The organism is Spirosoma koreense (genome assembly GCF_054777875.1).
Genome location: NZ_BAAHAC010000022.1, coordinates 2,725,057 through 2,748,895 on the forward strand (window position 1 = coordinate 2,725,057; position 23,839 = coordinate 2,748,895).

Annotated in this window: 20 protein-coding genes; 19 read left to right on the top strand and 1 reads right to left on the bottom strand. The window is 53.1% G+C overall.

What is annotated here, in order from left to right; genetic code table 11:
• Positions 1–80: 80 nt before the first annotated feature.
• Positions 81–1,004, bottom strand: coding sequence for a site-specific tyrosine recombinase XerD (gene xerD, locus ACYVC2_RS24820; protein WP_461106854.1), 924 nt, complete (start codon positions 1,002–1,004; stop codon positions 81–83).
• Positions 1,005–1,108: 104 nt separating this feature from the next.
• On the opposite strand from xerD, the gene aroQ reads away from it, so the two are divergent.
• From aroQ to ACYVC2_RS24915, 19 genes are all read left to right on the top strand, one after another.
• Positions 1,109–1,534, top strand: a complete 426-nt coding sequence (aroQ, locus tag ACYVC2_RS24825; protein ID WP_461106856.1) for a type II 3-dehydroquinate dehydratase — start codon at positions 1,109–1,111, stop codon at positions 1,532–1,534.
• 113 nt (positions 1,535–1,647) lie between these two features.
• Entirely contained in the window at positions 1,648–2,661 is a 1,014-nt protein-coding gene (locus tag ACYVC2_RS24830) for an aminotransferase class V-fold PLP-dependent enzyme (RefSeq protein ID WP_461106858.1), read from the top strand.
• Between the two features lie 56 nt (positions 2,662–2,717).
• Positions 2,718–3,293, top strand: a complete 576-nt coding sequence (locus ACYVC2_RS24835; protein ID WP_461106860.1) for a MarC family protein — start codon at positions 2,718–2,720, stop codon at positions 3,291–3,293.
• A gap of 344 nt (positions 3,294–3,637) precedes the next feature.
• A complete protein-coding gene (locus ACYVC2_RS24840) occupies positions 3,638–4,672 on the top strand; it encodes a glutamine synthetase beta-grasp domain-containing protein (protein ID WP_461106862.1) in 1,035 nt (344 codons plus the stop codon).
• A gap of 124 nt (positions 4,673–4,796) precedes the next feature.
• Positions 4,797–6,986, top strand: coding sequence for a glutamine synthetase III family protein (locus ACYVC2_RS24845; RefSeq protein ID WP_461106863.1), 2,190 nt, complete (start codon positions 4,797–4,799; stop codon positions 6,984–6,986).
• A gap of 741 nt (positions 6,987–7,727) precedes the next feature.
• Positions 7,728–9,941: a GEVED domain-containing protein gene (locus ACYVC2_RS24850; RefSeq protein WP_461106865.1), complete on the top strand. Its 2,214-nt coding sequence runs from the start codon at positions 7,728–7,730 to the stop codon at positions 9,939–9,941.
• Positions 9,942–10,155: 214 nt separating this feature from the next.
• Positions 10,156–10,716 (top strand): hypothetical protein, encoded by a 561-nt coding sequence (locus ACYVC2_RS24855; protein WP_461106867.1) that lies wholly within the window; start codon positions 10,156–10,158, stop codon positions 10,714–10,716.
• Between the two features lie 94 nt (positions 10,717–10,810).
• Positions 10,811–11,275 carry a pyrophosphohydrolase domain-containing protein gene (locus tag ACYVC2_RS24860; RefSeq protein WP_461106869.1) on the top strand — a complete coding sequence of 155 codons (465 nt, stop codon included), beginning with the start codon at positions 10,811–10,813 and terminating at the stop codon, positions 11,273–11,275.
• Between the two features lie 4 nt (positions 11,276–11,279).
• Positions 11,280–11,675 (top strand): VOC family protein, encoded by a 396-nt coding sequence (locus ACYVC2_RS24865; RefSeq protein WP_461106871.1) that lies wholly within the window; start codon positions 11,280–11,282, stop codon positions 11,673–11,675.
• A gap of 23 nt (positions 11,676–11,698) precedes the next feature.
• The gene (pepT, locus tag ACYVC2_RS24870; RefSeq protein WP_461106872.1) at positions 11,699–12,946 is read left to right on the top strand and encodes a peptidase T; all 1,248 of its coding nucleotides are present in this window, start codon (positions 11,699–11,701) and stop codon (positions 12,944–12,946) included.
• Between the two features lie 73 nt (positions 12,947–13,019).
• Positions 13,020–13,985 (top strand): MBL fold metallo-hydrolase, encoded by a 966-nt coding sequence (locus ACYVC2_RS24875; protein WP_461106874.1) that lies wholly within the window; start codon positions 13,020–13,022, stop codon positions 13,983–13,985.
• A gap of 110 nt (positions 13,986–14,095) precedes the next feature.
• Positions 14,096–14,734 (top strand): ribonuclease H1 domain-containing protein, encoded by a 639-nt coding sequence (locus ACYVC2_RS24880; protein WP_461106876.1) that lies wholly within the window; start codon positions 14,096–14,098, stop codon positions 14,732–14,734.
• Positions 14,735–15,054: 320 nt separating this feature from the next.
• Positions 15,055–16,512 (top strand): mandelate racemase/muconate lactonizing enzyme family protein, encoded by a 1,458-nt coding sequence (locus ACYVC2_RS24885; protein WP_461106878.1) that lies wholly within the window; start codon positions 15,055–15,057, stop codon positions 16,510–16,512.
• A 126-nt stretch (positions 16,513–16,638) separates the two neighbouring features.
• Complete coding sequence (locus ACYVC2_RS24890) at positions 16,639–17,358, top strand: tRNA1(Val) (adenine(37)-N6)-methyltransferase (RefSeq protein WP_461106880.1); 720 nt, start codon at positions 16,639–16,641, stop codon at positions 17,356–17,358.
• Between the two features lie 87 nt (positions 17,359–17,445).
• The gene (locus ACYVC2_RS24895; protein ID WP_461106883.1) at positions 17,446–18,456 is read left to right on the top strand and encodes a glycosyltransferase family 2 protein; all 1,011 of its coding nucleotides are present in this window, start codon (positions 17,446–17,448) and stop codon (positions 18,454–18,456) included.
• A gap of 114 nt (positions 18,457–18,570) precedes the next feature.
• On the top strand, positions 18,571–19,173 hold the full coding sequence (locus ACYVC2_RS24900) for an inorganic pyrophosphatase (RefSeq protein WP_461106885.1): 603 nt from the start codon (positions 18,571–18,573) through the stop codon (positions 19,171–19,173).
• 186 nt (positions 19,174–19,359) lie between these two features.
• Positions 19,360–21,123: a signal peptide peptidase SppA gene (sppA, locus tag ACYVC2_RS24905; protein ID WP_461106887.1), complete on the top strand. Its 1,764-nt coding sequence runs from the start codon at positions 19,360–19,362 to the stop codon at positions 21,121–21,123.
• Between the two features lie 88 nt (positions 21,124–21,211).
• Complete coding sequence (locus ACYVC2_RS24910) at positions 21,212–22,420, top strand: helix-turn-helix domain-containing protein (protein ID WP_461106889.1); 1,209 nt, start codon at positions 21,212–21,214, stop codon at positions 22,418–22,420.
• A gap of 181 nt (positions 22,421–22,601) precedes the next feature.
• Positions 22,602–23,828, top strand: coding sequence for an acyltransferase family protein (locus tag ACYVC2_RS24915; RefSeq protein WP_461106891.1), 1,227 nt, complete (start codon positions 22,602–22,604; stop codon positions 23,826–23,828).
• The last annotated feature ends 11 nt before the right edge of the window (positions 23,829–23,839 follow it).

The following is a 23,839-nucleotide window of genomic DNA, read 5'->3' on the forward strand; positions in this document are numbered from 1 at the left end:
TGGGGTGAGGGCAGAGGGGTAAGGGTATAGGGGTGAGGGCATAGGGGGAAGGCAGTCAGCCTTGATCTTTTCCCTTCCCCCTATGCCCTATGCCCCACACCCTTCCCTCTGGCTCTTGGGTGATATTCTTTCAGGGTTTGCTGGAGGTAATCGCGGTCGAGGTGGGTGTAGATTTCAGTGGTCGTGATGGATTCGTGTCCTAACATTTGCTGCACCGCCCGCAGGTCGGCCCCGCCTTCGATCAGGTGTGTGGCGAACGAATGGCGGAAGGTGTGCGGGCTGATCGTCTTTTTGATGCCTACCTCGGCAGCCAGTTTTTTGATGGTCGTAAACACCGAAATGCGCGAGAGTTGTTTGCCCCGCAGGTTCAAAAAAATGGTATCTTCATCGCCCTTCTTGACCTCCAGCTGACGACGAACGTGGTCGACATACACCCGCGTGTAGTGAATCGCATCTTCGCCGATGGGTACCAGGCGAACCTTATCGCCTTTACCCAGCACGCGAAGAAACCCCGCATCGAAAAAGCAGTTCGTCAACCGTAAGTTCAGCATTTCGGATACACGCAGACCGGAACTGTACAGCATTTCGAGCATGGCCCGGTCGCGGGTGCCGCCGGGCGTCGAGAGATCGATAGCCGCCAGCATGTCTTCAATTTCCGGGAAACTGAGCGTGTCGGGCAGCTTACGGCCCAGCTTCGGGGCTTCGAGCAGTTGCGTAGGGTCGTGCTGAATCAGGCTTTCGAGCAGTAGGTACTTAAAGAACGACTTCAGCCCCGACAACATCCGGGCCTGGCTGTGCGCCGACAAGCCTAGTTCGCCGAGGTAAGCCAGAAAGTTCATCAACTCCTTCTCCGTCACGGTCATGGGCGTCAGCGAGGGCTCGGTCAGCAGAATATATTCATGAAGTTTTTCGGCGTCGTGTAGGTAGGCTTCCACCGAATTTTCGGCCAGCGATCGTTCGAGCTTCAGGTAGTTCTTAAATGCGTTTATATAACTTTGCCACATAGAAGGTTAATGAATAATGGATAAGGGATGATGAATAATGTGCAACGGCAGCACTGGCTCAAAACCCCATTATTCATTATCCATTTTACATTATCCATTACAAAATGAAACAAATTCTCATTATCAACGGCCCGAACCTGAACCTGCTGGGCAAGCGCGAACCGACAATTTACGGGAACCGATCCTTTGTCGATTACCTGAAAACGCTGGAAGAGCAGTTTTCCGACGTGCAACTTCGGTATTTTCAGTCGAATCACGAAGGTGAACTGATCGACAAAATTCACGAGCTGGGTTTCGACGTAGACGGTATCGTGATCAATGCGGGGGCGTATACACATACTTCCATCGCCATTGCCGACGCCCTGGCGGCCGTGACCGCCCCAACGGTGGAGGTGCACATCTCGAACGTACACGCCCGGGAAGCCTTCCGGCATCATAGCTACCTGTCGGCCAAATGCAAAGGTGTAATCGTCGGATTAGGCCTGATGGGCTACGAAATGGCGGTCAGATATTTAATAAATAATGGATAATGTAAAATGAATAATGAACAATGTAAAATGAATAATGTATAATTTATAATGGACAAGATTCTGTAGCCCCGTTCTCCACTATCCATTCTTCATTTTACATTATCCATTAAACAATGATCACCTTCTACCCCGGCCCGTCGAAAGTTTACCCACAAGTTGCTGCGTACGCGGCTGAAGCCGTGCAGCAGGGCATTGTGAGCCTGAACCACCGAAGCCCGGGGTTTATGGAGATCGTGAAAGAAGCGATTCTACTGCTTCACGAAAAACTCGCCATTCCGGTAGACTATCACATTGCTTTCGTGTCGTCGGCCACCGAATGCTGGGAAATTATCGCCCAGTCGCTGACCGACGAAGCCAGCCTGCATCCGTACAGTGGCGCGTTCGGAAAGAAATGGGCTGAATATGCCTACCGGATCAAGCCCCCCACCAGCCTGAGCGAAGCCGACGTGCTGTGCCTGGTGCAGAACGAAACTTCCAACGGTACGCAGGTGAATATGCAGTCTATGGCGCAGTTTCGGCGGGATTTCTCGGGCCTGATTGCCGTAGATGCCGTTTCGTCGATGGCGGGGGTTGCGTTCGACTGGACCCTGGCCGATGTCTGGTTTGCTTCGGTGCAAAAGTGCTTTGGCTTACCGGCCGGGCTGGCCATACTGATTTACTCGCCCGCGGCTCTGGAGAAAGCCGAACAGATCGGCGAGAATGCCCACTACAACAGTCTGCTGTTCATCCACGACAATTTCTCGAAATACCAGACACCCTACACCCCGAACGGCCTGGGTATCTACCTGCTCCGGCGCGTACTGCAGCAGGTAGCGCCGATTGCCGATGTCAGCGCCAGTATAAAAGGTCGTGCGGCCGACTGGTATGCCTTTTTCGAGCAGGAGCTAAAGCAATCGCCATTCAACCTGCTCAATGCAGACCCCGCCATCCGCTCCGACACGGTTATTGCCGTCGAAGGTGCAGAGGCCGACATTAGTCGGGTTAAAAAAGCCGCCCAGCAGGCGGGCATCACCCTCGGCAATGGCTATGGCGACTGGAAGAGTACCACCTTCCGGATCGCGAATTTTCCGGCCATCACCGATGAAGAGATCGGAACCTTAAAAGAGTTTTTACGGTCCTACCGGTAAGGCAGCACGGACTTTTGTCCGTATGTTCGATGCGGACTAAAGTTTGTGATACGTATATGCTCAGTTTTAAAGAAATCGTTTCGGTTACGCTCATTTTGTTTTCAGTCATCGATATTGTCGGCTCATTGCCGGTTATCATCGATTTGCGGCAGAAGACCGGTAAAATCGAGTCGGAACGAGCGACGCTGGTATCGGGAGCGCTGATGGTGGCCTTTCTGTTCGTAGGCGAACGAATTCTGAGCCTTTTCGGGGTCGACGTAGCGTCCTTTGCGGTGGCCGGAGCACTGATCATTTTCCTGATCGGTCTGGAAATGATTCTGGGCCGTACCATCTTCAAGTCGGAAGTCAACACCGGAGGAGCAACCCATATTGTCCCGATCGCTTTTCCGCTTATTGCCGGCGCTGGTACGCTGACTACCATCATTTCACTACGGGCCGAATACCAGACCGTCAATATCATCGTCGGCATCATTCTCAACCTCGTGCTAATCTACCTGGTTCTGAAATCGTCGGGCTGGCTGGCTACCCGGCTGGGGCCCGGCGGGCTGGAAGTGCTGCGTAAAATTTTCGGGATCATTCTGTTGGCGATCGCCATCAAGCTTTTCAAAACCAACCTGATTCCCGGTTTTTGAGCGGGTAAAGCTGGGTCATCAACGTAACGATCAGAGTGAATCAGGACAAACGGTCTTTTTCAGGAAAAGTCCGTTTTTTTTATGTTTAGTGCCTGTCGATGAGGTATAAAGTGCCATTTAATACATTAATTTATTAATAAGCGGGCATATTATAAAGTAATAAAAAATATCCAGAAATGTTGGAAATTACTGTACCAAACGAATTAAAATTATAATATTTCCACAAAAACAGTAAAAAATACGGTCAAAGGATTTACTGGCATTCATATTTTATTGTAAAGCCACATTATATTTGCTGAAAGTAAACTAGCAAAACCCCATATACAATTCAATCCACTGTTAACATGGCAAAGTCGAAGTTAGAGTACATTTGGCTCGATGGCTACAAGCCCACCCAAAGCCTGCGTTCCAAAACTAAAATTGAAGGCGATTTTTCGGGGAAACTGGAAGATTGCCCAATGTGGTCGTTCGATGGTTCTTCGACCGAACAGGCACCCGGTGGTTCATCGGACTGCTTGCTGAAGCCGGTGTTTATTTGCCCCGACCCGCAGCGTAAGAATGGCTACCTTGTCATGTGTGAAGTGTTGAACGCAGACGGGACACCGCACGAGTCGAACGGTCGCGCTACGATTGAAGATGATGACAATGACTTCTGGTTCGGCTTCGAACAGGAGTATTTCCTGTGGGACATGAGCATCGACAAGCCGCTGGGTTTCCCGGCCGAAGGCTTTCCCAAACGGCCACAAGGGCCTTATTACTGCTCGGTTGGCGCACAAAATGCCTACGGTCGGTACATCATCGAAGAACACCTGGATGCCTGCCTCGACGCGGGTCTGAATGTAGAAGGGATCAATGCTGAAGTAGCTACGGGGCAGTGGGAATTCCAGATCTTTGCCAAAGGCGCTAAAGAAGCTGGCGACCAGATCTGGGTAGCCCGGTACATCCTGGAGCGTATTGGGGAAAAATACGGTATTTCAATCAACTGGCACTGCAAACCGCTGGGCGCTACCGACTGGAACGGCTCGGGTATGCACGCCAACTTCTCCAACACCACGCTGCGTACGGCGGGTAGCAAAGAAGTATACTCGAAAATCTGCGAAGCGTTCGCTCCGAAAGACGTCATCAAAGCGCACATCGCCGTTTATGGAGCCGACAACGAGCAACGGCTGACCGGTAAGCACGAAACTCAGTCGATCGATCAGTTCTCCTACGGTATTTCGGACCGGGGCGCTTCGATCCGAATTCCGATCGCTACGGTAGAGCGCGGCTGGAAAGGCTGGCTGGAAGACCGTCGCCCTAACTCGGCGGCCGATCCGTATAAAGTAGCGGCTATCATCATCAAAACCGTTAAGTCGGCTGATGTCCTGGAAACGGCGTAAGATAAATTATTCCTGTTTAAAGCCCGATCATGTGAGTGGTCGGGCTTTTTTATTTCCAGTTAAACCTTTCCTGCTTTTTATCTATGTTTGGCTAACTTTTCAACTAAAACCCTGAACCGTATCGATGTTAAATTATCGGTTTAAAGCGCTCGAAATTGCGCAGAATCGTCAGGCTATGCCGGTGGCCGCGCCAACCGAGCGCGTTGGTGATTTTTTCGGCAGCAATACATTCAATAACGAAGTCATGCGGACGCTGCTTTCGCCCGAGGCTTACCTGAAGGTGACCGAAGCGATCAGTACCAATGGGCAGATCGACCGCGCGATCGCCGATGAAGTTTCCGGTGCCATGAAGTCGTGGGCCACCTCGAAGGGAGCCACGCACTACACCCACTGGTTTCAGCCACTAACGGGTGAAACCGCCGAGAAGCACGACGCTTTTTTCGATATCAATATTGACGGCAAAGCCATTGAAAAATTTAAAGGAAGCGCGCTGGTCCAGCAGGAACCTGATGCCTCGTCTTTTCCGAACGGTGGCCTGCGCAACACCTTCGAAGCCCGCGGCTACACGGGCTGGGACCCTTCGTCGCCGGCATTCCTGATGGACAACGGCGCGGGCGGTAAGACCCTGTGCATTCCGTCGGTGTTCATCTCCTATACCGGCGAAGCGCTCGATTACAAAACCCCGCTGCTGAAAGCGCTGAATGCCCTGGATAAAGCTGCTACGGCCGTTTGTCAGTATTTCGACCGCAACATCACCAAAGTTATTCCGACGCTCGGACCCGAGCAGGAGTATTTTGTTGTCGACCGGGCGCTGTTCTACGCCCGTCCGGATCTGGTGCTGGCGGGCCGAACGGTATTTGGCCATCAACCCGCTCGCGGGCAACAGCTTGAAGATCACTACTTTGGTTCGATTCCGCCCCGCGTCAACGCGTTTATGGTCGACTTTGAGTTCGAGTCGATGAAGTTGGGTATACCCGTCCGGACGCGGCACAATGAAGTGGCTCCGGGTCAGTTCGAAGTGGCGCCGACCTTCGAGGAAGTCAACCTATCCATCGATCACAACGCCCTGCTGATGGACCTGATGGAGAAAATTGCGGAAAAGCATAATCTGAAAGTACTCTTTCATGAGAAACCGTTTGCGGGTGTCAATGGCAGCGGCAAGCATAACAACTGGTCGATGGGCACCAATACGGGGGTGAACCTGCTGGCGCCCAGCACCCGGCCCAAAGAAAGCCTGCGCTTTCTGACGTTTCTGGTCAATGTCATCAAGGCGGTTCATGATAATGCCGACCTGCTGCGGGCCAGCATTGCCTCCGCCGGAAACGAACACCGGCTGGGTGCCAACGAAGCCCCGCCCGCTATCGTTTCGATCTTTCTGGGCGAATCGCTGACGCAGGCACTCAACGACCTGGAAACCAAGTCGGAAGTGACGGTCAACAAAGGGGACAATGTCTACTACAAGCTGGGGCTGAACCGCATTCCAAGCCTGATGCGCGACAACACGGACCGGAACCGTACCTCACCCTTTGCGTTTACGGGCAACAAGTTTGAGTTTAGGGCCGTCGGTAGTTCGGCTAACTCGGCTTCGACCATGACCGTGCTGAATGCCATCGTGGCCGATCAGTTGAATAGCTTCAAAATGGACGTGGATGCGCGCCTGGCGCGGGGTGAAAAGAAGGAACTGGCAATTGTCGATATCCTGAAAGAATATTACACCAACACCAAACGGATTCTGTTCGAGGGAAACGGGTATTCGAACGAATGGGTCGAAGAGGCCGCCCGGCGCGGTCTGTCGAACATCAAATCGTCGCCCGAAGCGCTGGGGGTCTATGTGCAGCCCGAGTCACTGGCCTTGTTTGAGCGGACGGGGGTTATGAACCACGCCGAAGTAGAATCCCGCTACGAAATTGAACTCGAAAAGTATATCAAAAACGTGCAGATCGAGTCGCGGGTGATGGGCGACCTGGCGATGAACCACGTCGTTTCGACGGCGATCAAATACCAGAACAACCTGGCCGAGACCGCCCGGAATCTGGTCGAGCTGGGCATGGCCGCGGAAGCCGAACCGATCAAAGACCTCCTGCGTGAAATCTCGACCCGTGTGCTGGTGATCAAGAAAGGCGTAGAGGCTATGACCGAGTCGCGCAAAAAGGCCAACAATATAACCGACACTGCCGAACGGGCCCGGCTTTATGCAACCGAAGTAAAAGACCACTTCGACATTATCCGGTACGAAGTAGATAAACTGGAAGAAATCGTAGATGACGAAGACTGGCCGTTGGTGAAATACCGGGAATTGTTATTCGTCAAATAGGCCCGAATTGATGTTATTTTTCGGACTGAGTGCGGGGCTTTTGCCTGTAATCCGGGGAGAGATCTGTCGCAATCAGTTCGAAAATCACATCAATCCGGCGTATAACAGGTGAATAAAATACCTGATGCGATACTGATACAATAACGGATGCAAGTCTTAGGCGTGTTTTTCACGCCTTTTTTTATGCTCGTTATGTTGCCAATAAAACCTTTTGGCAAACGACCAGCTACACACCCGCCATCAAGTAGAGTACCCTATCCTGGGGTTAGGCTATGTTACAACCTATATATAATAATACCTATTTAAGCCACGATCTGAACATATAAGGTAATCTTTATCCGAAAACGGTATCAGGATAGCTTATTTAACACCTATTACCTACCGCTTAATTAATTTCCGCCGTTTTTTAGGCTATATGTTCGCTAAAAGGTGACGAATATTCAGAAGGGGAGTCTGTATCAGTGAATAGGAAAAAGCACTTTTAACAACTTATTATCTACTCTACCGGAAAAAATCATAGCTACGTCTACGCATATACACCATATTATCAATAGAGCTAATAGATAATATACGACTACGCATCCTTATACCAGCTGGCAGACCGTCTGATACGGTCTGCCAGACCTGAACGATTACCTCTACTCTCCCTCAACTTCAGTTATGTCTCAATACATTCGCTTTTCTTTTCTACCATTTTTCCTGCGAATACCATCCTATGGTTATCCTCTGCTTTGGTTAACCTTGTTTTTTACCATAGCCACTGGATTTCGGGGGCAGGCTCAGTCATTTGATTTTGGAGATGCGCCCGATAGCTACGGCACCCGGCTCAATAGCAATGGCCCCCGTCATATCGGGTTCTCCCGGGTGTATCTGGGCGGTGGGCTGGGAAGCGCCTATGATACAGAACCCGACGGGCAACCCAATAGCCAGGCAGACGGCGACGACACCCACGATCAGTATGGAAATTTGGTCAGTGGGCAGAGCGACGAGGACGGGCTGGTCAAAGAGTTTCCGGCGGTATGTGTGTCGCGGGAAAAATACTCGCTGCAAATTCGGGTATACAATAATTCAGGGCAAAATGCCACGGTAAGCGCCTGGATCGATATTAACAAGAACGGCGTATTCGACCCCAATGAGCGCACGCAGGCGGTGGTGCCAACGACGCCCAATCAGATTCATTACAACGGAACGGACGTTACCCTGGTCTGGACGGGGTTCAGTGGCCAGACAGCCGGGTGGACCTACGCGCGCCTGCGGGTCGCGACGAATCCAGACGAAGTAGCCAATCCGACCGGGCTGGCCAGCGATGGGGAAGTGGAAGATTACCGGGTGCAGATAAAAGATGAATTCGATTTCGGTGACGCGCCGGCATGCTACGGTACGTTCCTGAAAGACAACGGCGCCCGACACATGATCAACAACAACGTCATGCTCCTGGGACCGCTGGATTGCAGCGCCGACGATGATGGGCAGCCGACTACCCTGGCCGACGGCGACGCGGGCGAAAATTCAGTTGGGTTTCCGTACCGCCTGTCGACTGCCAAAACCGTATTCAGCGCTAATGTCAATGTGCTGAATACGTCTGGGGCCGACGCCATGCTGAGCGGCTGGGTGGATTTTAACCGAAATGGCGTTTTTGACGCCAGTGAACGTGCTCAGGCGGTTATCAATCCCGACACGAGAAACGTCGTGCTGACCTGGACGGGCTTGAGCGGCTTAACCGTCGGACGAACGTATGCCCGCTTCCGGGTAGCCACCGATGCGGCCGAAGTAGCCGATCCAACGGGTAGCGCCAGCAACGGCTCGGTTGAAGATTATACGCTGATGATCGAGGAGCCGCAATATGATTTCGGGGATGCCCCCGACAGTTACGGTACCCTGCTGGGCAGCAACGGTGCCCGCCATATCTACAATGACGTATCGACAAAACTTTGCCTGTCGGATGGCTTGATAGCCGGGAATGTCGATGCGGAAGCCGATGGACAGCCCACGGCACAGGCGACCGGCGATGACGCGCTATCGACCGATGGCTTTCCCAGTCCGTTCCGCTTCGACGACGAAACTGGCTTGTGGAAGTCGCCGGTATTGACCACCAGCAGCACGTCGTGCAGTGCCGTACTTTCCCTTCGCAACCAGACCGGAGCTAACGCGACGGTAAGTGGCTGGATCGATATCAACAGGAACGGCGTATTTGATCCCGATGAGCGCGCACAGGCGACGGTTCCGTATAATCAGGATGGGAGCCTGGTGCAGGTGCAACTGTACTGGAATAACCTGACTGGCCTCACGACGGGTACCACGTTTATGCGCTTCCGGGTAGCTTCCAGTGCCGACGAGGTGGCCAATCCGACGGGGGTAGCTAGCGATGGAGAAGTAGAAGATTATACCCTGACGATCGCACCGGGTAACCTCGGACCCATGCCTGTAGACCTGGTCCTGTTCCAGGGGCAGTGGATCGAGCCCAAAGGGAATCAGCTAAACTGGGTGACGGCCTGGGAAAAAGACAACGATCATTTCGACATCCAGCGCAGCAGCGATGCCAAAAGCTTTGAGACCATCGGCCGGGTAGCCGGTAAGGGTACCAGCTCGACGAACCAGTCGTATCAGTACATCGATGAGGAGGGCAAGCAGGCGAATCTGTTCTACTACCGGCTCCGGCAGGTCGATCAGGGTGGTAAAGCAAACTTCTCGCGGATCATTGCCATCCGGCATGATGCCCAGCCGGTGGTGTCGATGACGGTATACCCAAATCCAACGACGGATGTGCTGAACATACGCCTGGATGGCAGTCAGCTTAGCGGTATCCGGATCTATACTATCGCCGGGGTGGAAGTGCTCAGTCAGACGGGAGTTATGGAAACCGTCGATGTGCGGAATCTGCCTTCTGGCGTTTACGTGATCGAGATCCAGACTGCTGGTGGTCAGGTAGTTCGGCAACGGTTCGTCAAACGATAAGCCAATCAGACCCAATCCGATAAAACGCTGCCGTGGTCGACCACGGCAGCGTTTTTTTGTGGAATCAGGGTGGTAACCAACGCCGAAGATTCGCCAAAAACACGCTGATAACCACTCGGATTTGCGCAAAGCGGGGTAACGAAACGAGCGGGAGGGGATTGCCGGTTCTCACAATTTCCATACTTCATTGCTCATTATCCATTAGCTTTGCCCTATGGCAAACTACAAAAACGAAGGGTACGACCCGGAGGAAATCAGTGCACTCAAAGAAGAGTGCCAGCAGGAAGGTAAATCATTCGTTTATGTCGAAGACGATGATTTAGACACCCTGGAGGAAGGGGAATGCGTGCATATCCAGTTTCCGGGCCAGTATCAGGGGCAGGAGGTAATTTTCGATACCCTGGTCTACACCCTGCGGCTTCACCACAGCAGTCTGGTGTATGAAATGGGGGTCGAGCAGGTCCGAAAAACCTACCCGGAATACGTACCCCCGGAGGAGCGGGCCCTCAATTACAAAATCTCGCCCGAGCTGGAAGAAGAGGCCGAAACCGCGCTGACGGAAATCATCGAGGAGATCGAGGAAACCGAGACGATCAAAGTGCAGGAGCACGTCGAAGTAGACCTGGAATCCGACTTCGGCATTGCGCTGGATGTTTGCCTGAATGTCGACGAAATTACCGATGAGGTCATCGAAAACTTCATCCGCCATTTTAAGGCAAATACCCTCTCGCTTGACAACACCCTCTATTCGTTTACCAGCGAAGAAGAAAACTAAAAATAGTGAAGAATGAGGAGTGAAAAGTGAAGAATAGGGTTTAAGTCTTAGACTTTACTCTTCACTTTTCACTTTTCACTCTTCACTCCCTACTATGCAACAACCCGATTCGCTGAATCAGGTGGCGGAATTTCACCGCACCTTTCATGCTCCCGTTTTAGAAACGCCCCAAATTCCGTCGGAAGCCCGTTGCCAGCTGCGGGTTTCGCTCCTGGCCGAAGAGCTCGATGAACTGCGCGAGGCCATTGCCGAAAACGACCTGGTGGCCGTTGCCGACGCGCTCTGCGATTTACAGTACGTGTTGTCGGGGGCCGTGCTGGAATTTGGTCTGGGCGATCGGTTCAAGGCGCTGTTCGATGAGGTGCAGCGCTCCAATATGAGTAAAGCCTGCAAGACCGTGGCCGAAGCCGAAGCGACGGTGGCGCAGTACCAGAACAAAGGGGTTCCGTGTCATTTTATCGAATCGGACGGTAAGTTTCTGGTGTATCGCGATGCGGACCATAAAACCCTCAAAAGCGTGAATTACTCACCCGCCGATTTAGCTTCTCTTCTACCTTAAGCGCTTGAAACAGCAACTTGCCCAGATCGCGCTGGTCGTCAGCGACTACGACGAAGCCATCGCGTTTTATACCCGCAAACTACGGTTCACCCTGATCGAAGACACGCCGATGAGCGAAACCAAACGGTGGGTAGTGGTGGCCCCTCCGGGCTCGGATGGGTGCCGATTGCTGCTGGCCAAAGCGGCTACTGACGAACAGAAAAGCCGGATCGGCAACCAGACCGGCGGTCGGGTCTTTCTGTTTCTGCATACCGACAATTTCGAGCGGGATTATCAGCATCTGCTGGACCAGGAAATTACCATCGTCCGGAAGCCTTCAATAGAACCCTACGGCACCGTGGCCGTTTTCGCCGATTTATACGGCAACCTCTGGGATATGATCGAGCCGGTAAAAAAATAACCTGATCAATCAGGCAACGTCAAATGGAACATTACCAGTTTACCGCCGTGGAGCGCTTCCTGCGCTACGTTCAGATCGATACGCAGTCGGACCCGCAGTCGACAACGAATCCGAGCACGGAAAAACAAAAAGATCTGAGCCGCGTACTGGTTCAGGAACTGCTCGCCATGGGCATTGCAGACGCCGAACTCGACGAGTGGGGGTACGTCTACGCGACCATTCCGGCCAATACCGACAAGGCCAGCGTGCCGACTATCTGTTTCTGTTCGCACGTCGATACCTCGCCCGACGTAACGGGCGCGGGCGTGAAGCCCATGATTCACCCGCGCTGGGACGGTACGGACATTCGCCTTCCCGACGACCCCAGCCAGGTGATCCGCGTCGCCGACCATCCTGATCTGGTGCACCAGCTGGGCAACGACATCATCACCGCCAGTGGTACCACGCTGCTCGGGGCTGACAACAAAGCGGGCGTTGCCGAAATTATGGATGCCGCACATTACCTGCTAACCCATCCGGACGTGAAGCATGGACCGATTCGGCTGTTGTTTACTCCCGACGAAGAAGTGGGCCGGGGCACCGAAAAAGTCGACATGCCGAAGCTGGGCGCTGATTTCGGGTATACCATCGATGGCGAAGCACTTGGCACGCTCGAAGACGAAACATTCTCGGCCGACGCCGTCAGGATCACCATCCATGGCGTCAGCACGCACCCTGGCTTTGCAAAAGGCAAACTCGAAAATGCGCTGAAAATAGCTGCCGATCTCCTGGCGTCGTTGCCTAAAAACGCCCTCTCGCCCGAAACGACCGATGAGAAAGAAGGTTTCGTGCATCCGACGCGTCTGGAAGGAAACCAGGATCAGGCCGTACTCGAATTTATCATCCGCGATTTTACGGTGGTGGGTTTGCAGGAAAAAGAAACGTACCTGCACAACCAGTTGAACGACGTGCTGACCAGTTACCCCGGTTCGTCGGCTCAGTTCGCGGTTAAAGAGCAATATCGCAACATGAAAGAGGTACTGGATCAGCATCCGGCGGTTGTGGAGAACGCCCTCGAAGCCATCCGCCGGGCCGGTCTGTCGGCCGAACGACGCAGCATTCGGGGCGGTACCGATGGCTCCCGGCTGTCGTTCATGGGGCTGCCCTGCCCGAATATTTTTGCGGGCGAACACGCCTTTCATTCGCGGCTGGAATGGGTGTCGGTGCAGGATATGCAGAAGGCCGTCGAGGTGATTGTAAACGTTGCTCAGGTGTGGGAAGAACGTAGCTAAGTTCAGGGCCACAGGCGCACTATGCTGAACATTCGATCCGCTCCATGGGTTGAGCCCTAAAATCTCAACCATTATGGAAAGCGAACTCGAATTACCGGTCGATACTCAGTTAGCATCGCCCTACGACGTAACGCCTGATGTCGCCGGGCTAAAAACCCTGTTTGTCAACGTTTTTTTTATTGGCCAACCCGGCGAGGGCAATCCCTGGGTGCTGGTCGATGCGGGCCTGGCTGGTTATGCCGGATCGATTAAGAAGAAGGCCGAACAGCTCTTTGGCGAAGGTACGCAACCACAGGCCATCGTGTTGACCCACGGCCACGCCGACCATACCGGTTCGCTCAAGACCCTGCTGGAGACATGGGATGTGCCCGTATACGCCCACCGGCTTGAACTGCCGTATCTGCAGGGGAAATCGAGCTACCCACCACCTGATCCAGCCATCGGCGGGGGCGGTATGGCCTATATGTCGTGGATTTTTCCCATCGGTCCCAGCGACTTTGGCGACCGTATTCAGGTGATTGCCGACAATGGGGCCATTCCGGAGCTACCCGACTGGCGGGCCATTCATACGCCCGGCCACGCACCAGGTCATATTTCGCTGTTCCGGGATAAAGACCGGACACTGATTGCCGGGGATGCATTTGTCACCACGAATCAGAATGCGCTGTCGGCCGTGGCAACCCAGCGGGAAGAGTTCCACGGGCCACCGGCCTATTTCACCTGCGACTGGCAGGCCGCCAAACAGTCGGTGCTCAAGCTGAATAACCTCAATCCGCATGCGGCAGGAACCGGACATGGCGTTTCCGTTCATGGGTTGGAACTGGCCCTGGGCCTGAACCGACTGGCACACGAATTTGAAGCCCGGTCTATCCCGTCTGAAGATGGGCGTTACGTCAAACAACCAGCCATCACCGATGAAAACGGCGTTGTCGATATGCCGCCCCCCATCTCGTTCCACGTGGCCCGGACGGCGGCCTGGAGCCTATTGGCGGGGCTGACGCTTTACCTGGTCTGGACTGGCGTTCGCAAAAATGAATAATCAGTAGTCTTCATCGTTTCAAAAAAAAGGCATTCCAATGATCATTGGAATGCCTTTTTTTTGAAGTGTGACGGATGAATCTGTGCTATTTTTGCAAAAATGAATACCTGATGCCCGCTAAAAAGCCAAAATTTTATGTCGTCTGGCAAGGCCGGAAACCTGGTGTATACGATAGCTGGGACGATGCCAAAGTACAGACTGACGGCTTCGCCAAACCCCTCTTCAAAGCATTCGATTCGAAACCGGCGGCTTTAAAAGCCTTCAGCGAAAAGCCCCACATTCATATCGGTCAGGGGCCAAAGCCGGCTGGTAAACAGTCAAAAATAACCGGTTTGGTTGGATCGCCGGTGCAGGATAGCCTGGTTGTCGATGCGGCCTGGAACACGGCTACCGGCGACATGGAATATCAGGGTATTTATCTGGCAACACGCCAGCGGCTTTTTCTGAAGGGGCCCTATGCCGACGGCACCAACAACATTGGTGAGTTTCTGGCTATCGTGCATGCGCTGGCCTTTCTGCACCAACAAGGCAGCAACATACCCGTTTACTCCGACTCCCGCACGGCCATTGGCTGGGTGCAGAAAAAGAAAGCCAACACCAAACTGGAGGAAACAGCCCGCAACGCCGAACTCTTCGACCTGCTCGACCGGGCCGAAACCTGGCTCCGGACGCATAAATACGCCAATCCCGTTCTGAAATGGGAAACTACTGTTTGGGGCGAAAACCCGGCTGACTTCGGCCGGAAATAGAAGCACCGGGTCGATCACTTACACGGGCCGTTTCGGAGAAACTTTGCCCTTTTCGTGCTTAGTGAGCCTACAGGGCAGTATAGTAATCAGAAGCGTAATCCCACTGAGTAAGTAGAAATCGGCCAGTTTTTTGTTTTGCCATAGTTAACGGAATCCAAACTCGGTCTACCCTTCTTCGTCATGTTTTTTCGAACCGTTTTGAGCAGCGGCCTGTATGGGTCAGTAGCCGAAAAGATGGGTACGATAAAACAGTAATTGGCTAAAAGCAGAAGGGCTCGCAGGCACTGAACTACTTTATTCCTACTTATTCCCTTAGTTGTATGAAAAAATCTATTCTTGACCATTTGCGCTACGCTTCACCGGCCGAACCCGTTGGTCAACCGAAGAGTCAGGTGACCGATCGCCGGGATTTCTTCAGGAAAAGCGCACTGGGCGGCCTGTCGCTGGGTATGCTGTTCGATCACCATGCGGAGGCTGAAATGGAGTTTATTACCCAGAAAGTACCCCGCGATTCCAAACCATCGGATTTGAAAATCACCGATATGCGGATCGCCGTATTGCAGGGAGTGCCATTTAGCAGCCCGATTATCCGGATCGACACCAACCAGGGGCTGATTGGCTGGGGGGAGGTGCGCGACGGAGCCAGCGCTAACTACGCCCTCATGCTGAAAAGCCGGATACTGGGTAAAAACCCCTGTAACGTCGAGCAGATTTTCAAAATCATTAAGCAGTTTGGTGGCCACAGCCGGGCGGCCGGTGGCGTTTGCGGGGTTGAGATGGCCCTGTGGGATCTGGCAGGCAAAGCCTACAACGTTCCCGCGTATCAACTGCTGGGTGGCAAATACCGCGATTTTATTCGTCTCTACGCCGACACACCCGAAGCGAATACCTACGAAGGGTTTGCCGAAAACATGAAGAAGCGGAGAGACCAGGGGTACACGTTCCTGAAAATGGACTTCGGGATCGGTATGCTGGCCGATCAGCCCGGCATGCTGGTCAACGCCAACAATTGGAGCGTAAAACAGCAGTGGAATGATCGGGAGGCCGGCAAACTCGGTAACTATGCCAACACCAAGCACCCCTTTACCCGGATTCAGGTGACGAAGAAAGGCCTGGACCGGCTGGCCGAACACGTCGGGAAGGTGCGCGAGATCGTGGGCTATGATACGCCCCTAGCCGCCGACCACTTCGGACATTTCGATGTCAACACCGCCATCCAGATCGGCAAAGCGGTCGAGCCGTTCCGGCTGGCCTGGCTCGAAGACCTCGTCCCCTGGTTCTACACCGACCAGTGGAAACAGATTTCGGATGCCATCGATACACCCACACTGACGGGAGAAGATATTTACCTGAAAGAAGGGTTCATGAAGCTGATCGACGCCAAAGCCATCGATATGATCCACCCGGATCTGGCTACATCGGGCGGGTTGTTGGAAACGAAAAAAATCGGCGATTATGCCGAGGAAAAGGGTATTCCGATGGCTATGCACTTTGCCGGATCGCCCATTTCGATGATGGCGAATGTGCACTGCGCGGCTGCTACCGAAAATTTCGTAGCGCTCGAACACCACGGTGTCGACGTCGTGGGCTGGGAAGATCTGGTGACGGGCATGAAGCCGATCGTGGAAAAAGGGTTCGTCCGCGTACCCGAAAAGCCCGGTCTGGGAGTCGAACTCAATGAAGAAGTTGCCAAAAAATTCCTCCGGAAAGGGGCTACCTGGTTTGCCCCCACCGATACCTGGAATACCAAAGATTCCGCGGACCGCGACTGGAGCTAGAGAATGTCTGAACCGGGATTTATTTGATTATATTGACTGACTATGATTTACCCAAATCCAGACTTTACTTTCTGTTATGGATGTCGTTGATCAGGCTAATCAATAAAATCAGTTAAATCCCGGTTCATGTTTCGTTTCAAACAATTCACCATCCATCAGGATCGCACGGCCATGAAGGTCTGCACCGATGCCTGCGTGCTGGGCGCCTACGCCGACGTGACGACCGGCCGGGTAGAACACATCCTGGATATCGGCACGGGTACCGGACTGCTGGCGCTGATGGCTGCACAACGGAACCTAACGGCCACCGTCGATGCGGTCGAAATTGACGATTCGGCCTACGGTCAGGCTCAAGAAAATATAGCCGCCAGCCCCTTTGCCCCCCGGATCAAGGCGATTCATTCCCGCATTCAGGAAGTAACTGGTCCGACTGTTTACGACCGGATTCTCACGAATCCTCCGTTTTATACCAATCATCTGCGCTCGCCCGACGCGTCCGTGAATCGGGCGCTGCATACCGACGATCTTTCCTTCGGTGACCTGCTGGCTGCCGTTACGCGGTTATTGACACCCGATGGGCAATGGTGGGTGCTGCTGCCGCCCTACGAAACTACAAAGCTAACCGAGCAGGCATCTGTCGTTGGGCTGTTTCCGTTTCATACCCTGTTTCTACGCCATAACACGCGTAAACCGGCCTTCCGGGTGGTGACTGGCTTTTCATGGACGCCAAAGCCAGTCGAAGAAGATAAGCTGACGATCTACGAACTGGACGGCCAGAGTCAGGCGGGCAGTACCTACACCGACGAATTTCGGACACTGCTTCGGGATTTTTACTTAATATTCTAATTCTCTTCCGACCTTTGCGGCTTAAGAATTAATGACGTTCAGATCGCGTTATAGCTACGTGCTAAACTGAACCTCATCAATCAGTACATGACCGAATTACTTCAATTAACCGTTCTGATCCCGCTTTACAACGAAGATGAGTCGTTGCCCGAACTGCACGACTGGATTGTACGGGTCGTGACGGCACAGCCCTACACTTACGAAATTCTGTTTGTCGACGACGGGAGCACCGACACGTCCTGGAGCGTTATCGAGCGACTGGCTGCGGGTAACCCCCATGTGCGCGGCATTCGGTTCAACCGCAATTACGGCAAAACCATGGCGCTGCAAACAGGCTTTCAGGCTGCCCGCGGGCAGGTCGTCATTACGATGGATGCCGATTTGCAGGACAGCCCCGACGAGATTCCGGAACTGTACCGGATGATCACCCAGGAAAACTACGACCTGGTATCGGGCTGGAAACAGAAACGTTTTGATCCGATCACGAAGACGCTGCCCACCAAACTCTTCAACGCGGTTTCGCGCTGGATATCCGGTGTGCAACTGCACGATTTCAACTGTGGGCTAAAAGCTTATAAGCAGAAAGTCGTGAAAGTCATTGCGCCCGCCCTTTATGGCGATATGCACCGCAATCTGCCGATTGTAGCGAACTGGAACGGGTTTCGGCGGATTGGGGAGAAGGCCGTGCAGCACCAGGCCCGCAAATACGGAACCACTAAATTTGGGCTCGAACGCTTTGTCAACGGATTCCTGGACGTGCTTGTTATCGGTTTCGTTCACCGGTTTAGTAAGCGCCCCATGCACTTTTTCGGGACGTTTGGTACCCTGTCGTTCTTCATCGGCTCGGTGCTGGCAATCTGGCTCATTGCCGAAAAATTAATTAATATTTCCAGGGGGGTAAAATTTCGTAATGTTACCGACAACCCGCTGTTCTTTTTAGGGCTGGTAGCGATTATACTGGGCGTACAGCTATTTCTGGCGGGTTTTCTGGGCGAAATGCTGGTACGGCAAAGCCTGAACCGGTCGACGGATCAGCTGGTGGCCGAAAAAGTAGGATTTTTAGAGAAAAATAGCCCGCTACATCAACCAGTTGTGTAGGTTTGCAAATAAAACCGAGCTTTGTCGGTGTATCGGGCCACGGTTCGGAACCGTGGCCCGATACACCGACAAAGCTCGAAAAACAATCAAAATACAACCAGTTTCTTAAATCGAATGAAGAGTAATTTTAAAGCGCATCCCTGGCACGGTATCCCGATCGGTAATGCGGCCCCTCAGGTGGTGACGGCATTCATCGAAATCGTACCGACCGATACCATGAAGTACGAGATCGATAAAGCCACGGGCTATCTGAAAATCGACCGGCCTCAACAATATTCCAACGTATTGCCGGCTCTGTACGGCTTTGTTCCTCAGACCTATTGCGGTGAAGGAATTGCCAAACTGGCCACCGAAAAAGCGGGTAAAATAATCGAAAAAGGTGACGGCGATCCACTCGACATCTGTGTGCTGACCGAGCGCGAAATTACCCACGGCGATATCATCCTGCAGGCCATCCCGATCGGTGGATTCCGGCTGATCGACAAAGGTGAAGCCGACGATAAAATCATTGCCGTACTGAAAGGCGATGCTATGTATGGTCAGTTTACGGAACTGGGCCAACTGCCCGAAGCGGTCGTAAAGCGTCTACGGCATTACTTCCTGACCTACAAAACCCTGCCCGAAGAACCAGCCGTGATGGAACTGGCTAATATTTACGGTCAGGCCGAAGCCTGGGAAGTCATTCAGGCGTCGATCAACGACTACAAACTGATGTAGTGGTGGGTAGGGGTAAGGGTACAGGGCATAGGAAGTAGTAGTTACCCCTTTGCCCTAACCCCTACGCTTTTCAACCATTCGTCCGTAATTTTTACGCATTTAACATTTTTATAGCCTGGAAACCTGCTTCCGGGCTATCTTTGTATATGGCCTGGTAACCAGAGGCCTATTACTCTTTTTTTATTCATGCGACAGTTTCTTAAGTATGTGCTGGCCACGATTGTAGGCCTGCTATTATTTTCATTTATCGGCTTTCTACTGCTGCTGGGCGTAGGCGCTGCCTTATCGTCGTCGGATAGCAAGCCGGTCATCAGCACGAATTCCGTTCTGAAAATTAACCTGGACGAACCCGTAGAAGAGCGGAGCAGCGAGAACCCATTCGGTAATTTAAGTCCCATTCAAACATCGGGAGATGCCATTGGGCTGGTTGAACTCAGAAAGACGCTCCGGGACGCCAAAGAAGACGACAATATCCGTGGTATTTATCTGCGAACCGAAGATCCGGCAGCGGGCTGGGCTTCGCTCGAAGAAATCCGGAATGCCCTGATCGACTTTAAACAATCGAAAAAATTCGTTTATGCCTACGCCGAGTCGATGAACGAAAAAGGCTATTACCTGGCGTCGGTAGCCGATAAGATTTATCTGAATCCTGCCGGTGAACTGGAATGGAACGGCCTCAATGCAGAGCTGACCTTCTTCAAAGGCACCCTCGATAAACTGGGCGTAAAACCCGAAATCTTCCGGGTGGGCGAGTTCAAAAGTGCCATCGAGCCGTTTGTGCGCGAAGACATGAGCGATCCTAACAAGCTCCAGGTGACGTCGTTCCTGAATTCGATCAACGATCACATGCTGGTACGGGTGGCCCAGAGCCGCAACCTGCGGGTCGATTCGCTGAAGTACTACGCTGATAAACTGGTGATTCAGAAACCTTCGGATGCGCTACGGACACACCTGATTACCCACGTTGGCTACGAAGATGAACTGGAAAGCGTGATCCGGAAGCAACTGGGCATCGAAGAGAAAAAGAAAATCAATTATGTATCCCTCGATAAATACGAACGCTCGGAAAGCGACGAAACGGGAGGCAGCGGTTCGAATCGGATTGCCGTAATCATAGCCTCGGGCGATATCCACGGCGGTAAAAACGGGGATAACAGCATCGGTTCCGAAACCATTGCCGAAGAGCTGCGCAAAGCCCGGCTCGACGATAAAGTGAAAGCCATCGTGCTGCGGGTGAACTCGGGTGGCGGCAGCGCCCTGGCCTCCGACGTGATGTACCGCGAAGTGCAACTCGCCAAAAAAGCGAAACCCGTGATCGGCTCCATGTCCGACTATGCGGCTTCGGGAGGCTATTATATGCTGATGGGGTGTAGCAAGATTGTGGCGCAACCCAATACCATTACAGGCTCCATTGGGGTATTCGCGCTCCTGTTCAATACCGAAACCTTCTTCAAAGATAAGCTTGGTGTGACCTACGACCGGGTGAAAACCAACGAAAATGCGGATTTTCCGGCGGCTACACACGAAATGACGCCGTTTCAGAAGCAGGCTATGCAGCGGTCGACCGAGCGAATCTATACGGATTTTACCAGCAAAGCGGCTGCCGGACGAAAGCTGCCGGTCGACAGCATCCGGGCCATCGCGGGCGGGCGCGTCTGGACCGGTAGTCAGGGGAAAGCCATTGGGCTGGTGGATCAACTGGGCGGTCTGGAAGATGCCATCAAGCTGGCGGCTCAGTCGGCGAAGCTTAAAGACGGCGATTACAAACTGAGATATCAGCCCCGAAAAAAGCCTTTTCTGGAGCAGTTTATGAGCTCTTTGTCGGGCAATGAAGAAAGCAAAATTCAGGCTCAACTGGGTGAGCTGGCACCGTATGTAACGTATCTTAAAAAGCTTAAAACGATGGAAGGCATTCAGATGCGGCTGCCCTTCGAGATCGACATTCGATAGTAAAGTTAGGTTTGCCAGTAGTTAGACCCGTGCGATTCCTGAACCGTATGGGTCTTTTTTTTATCTTACGTGCCGTAATTGACTACCGATGCAAACACAACCTGTCCACCTCGATTGGTTCGCCCTGGTTATTCTGCTGGGGATCGCGCAGGGCTTGTTTCTGGGGGTGTTTTTTCTGACCGGTGAGCGGAGGGAGAGGGTTGCCAACCGGTGCCTGGGGCTGTTCATGCTGGCCATATCCGCCATTATAACCGAAATTTTCCTCTGCTACACGAACTACATGTTTGGGCTCCTGGAACTGATCGATTTTTCGGAGCCGTTCAATTTTACGGTAGGGCCCCTGTATTTCTTCTTTGTCTTTGCCCGTATTCATCACCGGCTTCCGCGGGGCTGGGGCTGGCACCTGGTTCCGTTTGGTATCTGGGCCGTTGATTCGATTACCTGGTTTTACCAGCCCATCGAGTTTAAGTACAACTCCTACATCCATGCCTACCATCCGGAACTGGCGTATGTACACTCGGACGATTACATCGCGTCGGACTTTACCCACCTGCGCGATTATGTGACGGAAATGACTCTGCTCAGCTGCCTCATCTACGGAATCTGGGCGGGCCTTGTTGTCTGGCAGATGTACCGACAGACGGGCGGGAATTTCTTTGGGTGGTCGTCGGGGCGGCTCGGTCAGTTGCGTAATCTGACTTTGCTGAATGTTTCCTTTCCGATCGTCATCAGCGTCATCAAGCCGAATTATTACGAAGACCTGGGCGATTACATTCTGGCCTGCTACGTCACCGGAATCATCTACACGACCAGTTACCTGATTATGCGGGGTTCAAACTTTTTCAGCCTTGAGCCGCTCCAGCCCGAAACTGCTGCGGCAGACGTCGATCCGCCGATTCTGGAACCCCGGAAGAAATACGAAAAATCGGCCCTGTCGGAAGAGATCGAAAATGCGGTGCTGGAAAAACTGACGCGCTTGCTCGAAGCCGAAAAACCGTACCTGGAAAGTGATCTGTCGCTACCCAAACTGGCCGACCGACTTGGCACCAGCCCACATCACCTGTCGCAACTGCTCAACGACCGGCTGGGGCAGAATTTCTTCGACTGGCTGGCCACGTACCGCATTGCCGAAGCCAAATGCCTGCTGAACGATCCGGCTACGGCTTACCTGAAAATCGACGAAATTGCGGAGCGGGTCGGTTACAATTCACCCTCGGCTTTTCATACGGCGTTCAAGCGCCTGACGAGTCAGACTCCCGCGCAGTATCGGGCGAAGGGGTTAGGGCAGGGGGCGTAGGGCTCGGGGCAGAGGGTTAGGGGGTTAGGGGCTGGATACAGGGCAGAGGGTGAGGGCATAGGGAACAGTTTATCGGTGAGTTGACTTCGTCCCGGTCGGCGCGAACTTCATTGTTGTCGGCAGATAGGGCTTTAGGGCTATGCAGGGGCCACTTTTGGGCATCAGATCAACCCCTATGCTTATGCGACCTTCTGCATCCCGCGTACCATACCCTACACCCTCTGCCCTGACCCCATCCCCCGGAACCTCCGCCCAACGCCGACACGACCTCGACTGGCTACGGGTCATTGCCATTCTGACCCTGCTGTTTTACCACACCGGCATGATCTACGTTTCCTGGGGCTGGCATATCCAAAGCCCGAAGCACAGCGAACCGATGGAGTTCGTTATGCGCTGGCTTCACCTCTGGCGGATGCCCCTGTTGTTTTTTATTTCGGGTGGTGGTACGTACTTCGCCCTGCGAAACCGCTCGTTGGGAGCCTACGCGGGCGAGCGGTTTCGGCGATTGTTCGTACCACTCGTGTTTGGGATGTTCGTGATTGTACCACCCCAGATTTACATCGAATGGCTGTTCCGCGGCCGATTTGCGGGCAGCTATGGCGAGTTTTATCCCGAAGTGCTCAAGTTTCAGGTATATCAGGAAAAAGGATTGGGAGGGGCCTTCAGCTGGCACCATCTCTGGTTTGTGGCGTACCTGTTTTTGTATTCACTGATCAGCCTTCCGGTGTTCCGCTGGCTGAAGGGCGAAACGGGGCAGCGTTTCATCGACCGAATTGGCCGGCTCATCGCCCGTCCGGGTGGCGCGCTCTGGCTGGTAGTCTTCCTGCTCCTGAACGACGTGATATTAGGTGGCTTCTTTCCTAACGAAACCCATGCGCTCATCAACGACTGGGCGTATTTTATGAAAAACCTGCTGCTGTTCTGGCTGGGGTATGTGCTGATCAGCCGACGAAGCTTCTGGCAAACGTTAACCGACCAACGCCGTCGGTTTCTGGTTGCTACGCTGTTATGCACCCTGGTAATGTACGCAGCCCCGTATATACTGGGCCGTGAGGCCATCTACAGTTCCCGCTGGCTGATTACCCTGTACAGCTTTGACCGGATCGGCGTAACCTGGTTTTCGGTGCTGTCCACGGTGGGCTATGGCTACCGGTATCTGAACCGGAACCCGGTTTGGAACGGTCGCCCGGTCCTGCCGTACCTGAACGAAGCGGTTTATCCGTTTTATATTCTGCATCAGACTGTCATCGTGCTGATCGGTTATTACGTTCTGACCCGAACGCAGGCTGGCGTATACGATGGTTTTCTGCTCGTCAGCTTCTCGTCTTTGCTGGTCTGCGTAGCAATCTACACGTTGCTGATCCGACCGTTTAAACTGACGCGGATGTTATTTGGCCTGAAGGGCTGACTATGTGATTT

What these genes read in the sequence shown, in the direction of transcription:
- xerD (WP_461106854.1), bottom strand. Translation starts at nt 1,004, where the DNA reads ATGTGGCAAAGTTATATAAACGCATTTAAGAACTACCTGAAGCTCGAA.
- aroQ (WP_461106856.1), top strand. Translation starts at nt 1,109, where the DNA reads ATGAAACAAATTCTCATTATCAACGGCCCGAACCTGAACCTGCTGGGC.
- ACYVC2_RS24830 (WP_461106858.1), top strand. Translation starts at nt 1,648, where the DNA reads ATGATCACCTTCTACCCCGGCCCGTCGAAAGTTTACCCACAAGTTGCT.
- ACYVC2_RS24835 (WP_461106860.1), top strand. Translation starts at nt 2,718, where the DNA reads ATGCTCAGTTTTAAAGAAATCGTTTCGGTTACGCTCATTTTGTTTTCA.
- ACYVC2_RS24840 (WP_461106862.1), top strand. Translation starts at nt 3,638, where the DNA reads ATGGCAAAGTCGAAGTTAGAGTACATTTGGCTCGATGGCTACAAGCCC.
- ACYVC2_RS24845 (WP_461106863.1), top strand. Translation starts at nt 4,797, where the DNA reads ATGTTAAATTATCGGTTTAAAGCGCTCGAAATTGCGCAGAATCGTCAG.
- ACYVC2_RS24855 (WP_461106867.1), top strand. Translation starts at nt 10,156, where the DNA reads ATGGCAAACTACAAAAACGAAGGGTACGACCCGGAGGAAATCAGTGCA.
- ACYVC2_RS24860 (WP_461106869.1), top strand. Translation starts at nt 10,811, where the DNA reads ATGCAACAACCCGATTCGCTGAATCAGGTGGCGGAATTTCACCGCACC.
- pepT (WP_461106872.1), top strand. Translation starts at nt 11,699, where the DNA reads ATGGAACATTACCAGTTTACCGCCGTGGAGCGCTTCCTGCGCTACGTT.
- ACYVC2_RS24875 (WP_461106874.1), top strand. Translation starts at nt 13,020, where the DNA reads ATGGAAAGCGAACTCGAATTACCGGTCGATACTCAGTTAGCATCGCCC.
- ACYVC2_RS24880 (WP_461106876.1), top strand. Translation starts at nt 14,096, where the DNA reads ATGCCCGCTAAAAAGCCAAAATTTTATGTCGTCTGGCAAGGCCGGAAA.
- ACYVC2_RS24885 (WP_461106878.1), top strand. Translation starts at nt 15,055, where the DNA reads ATGAAAAAATCTATTCTTGACCATTTGCGCTACGCTTCACCGGCCGAA.
- ACYVC2_RS24890 (WP_461106880.1), top strand. Translation starts at nt 16,639, where the DNA reads ATGTTTCGTTTCAAACAATTCACCATCCATCAGGATCGCACGGCCATG.
- ACYVC2_RS24895 (WP_461106883.1), top strand. Translation starts at nt 17,446, where the DNA reads ATGACCGAATTACTTCAATTAACCGTTCTGATCCCGCTTTACAACGAA.
- ACYVC2_RS24900 (WP_461106885.1), top strand. Translation starts at nt 18,571, where the DNA reads ATGAAGAGTAATTTTAAAGCGCATCCCTGGCACGGTATCCCGATCGGT.
- sppA (WP_461106887.1), top strand. Translation starts at nt 19,360, where the DNA reads ATGCGACAGTTTCTTAAGTATGTGCTGGCCACGATTGTAGGCCTGCTA.
- ACYVC2_RS24910 (WP_461106889.1), top strand. Translation starts at nt 21,212, where the DNA reads ATGCAAACACAACCTGTCCACCTCGATTGGTTCGCCCTGGTTATTCTG.
- ACYVC2_RS24915 (WP_461106891.1), top strand. Translation starts at nt 22,602, where the DNA reads ATGCGACCTTCTGCATCCCGCGTACCATACCCTACACCCTCTGCCCTG.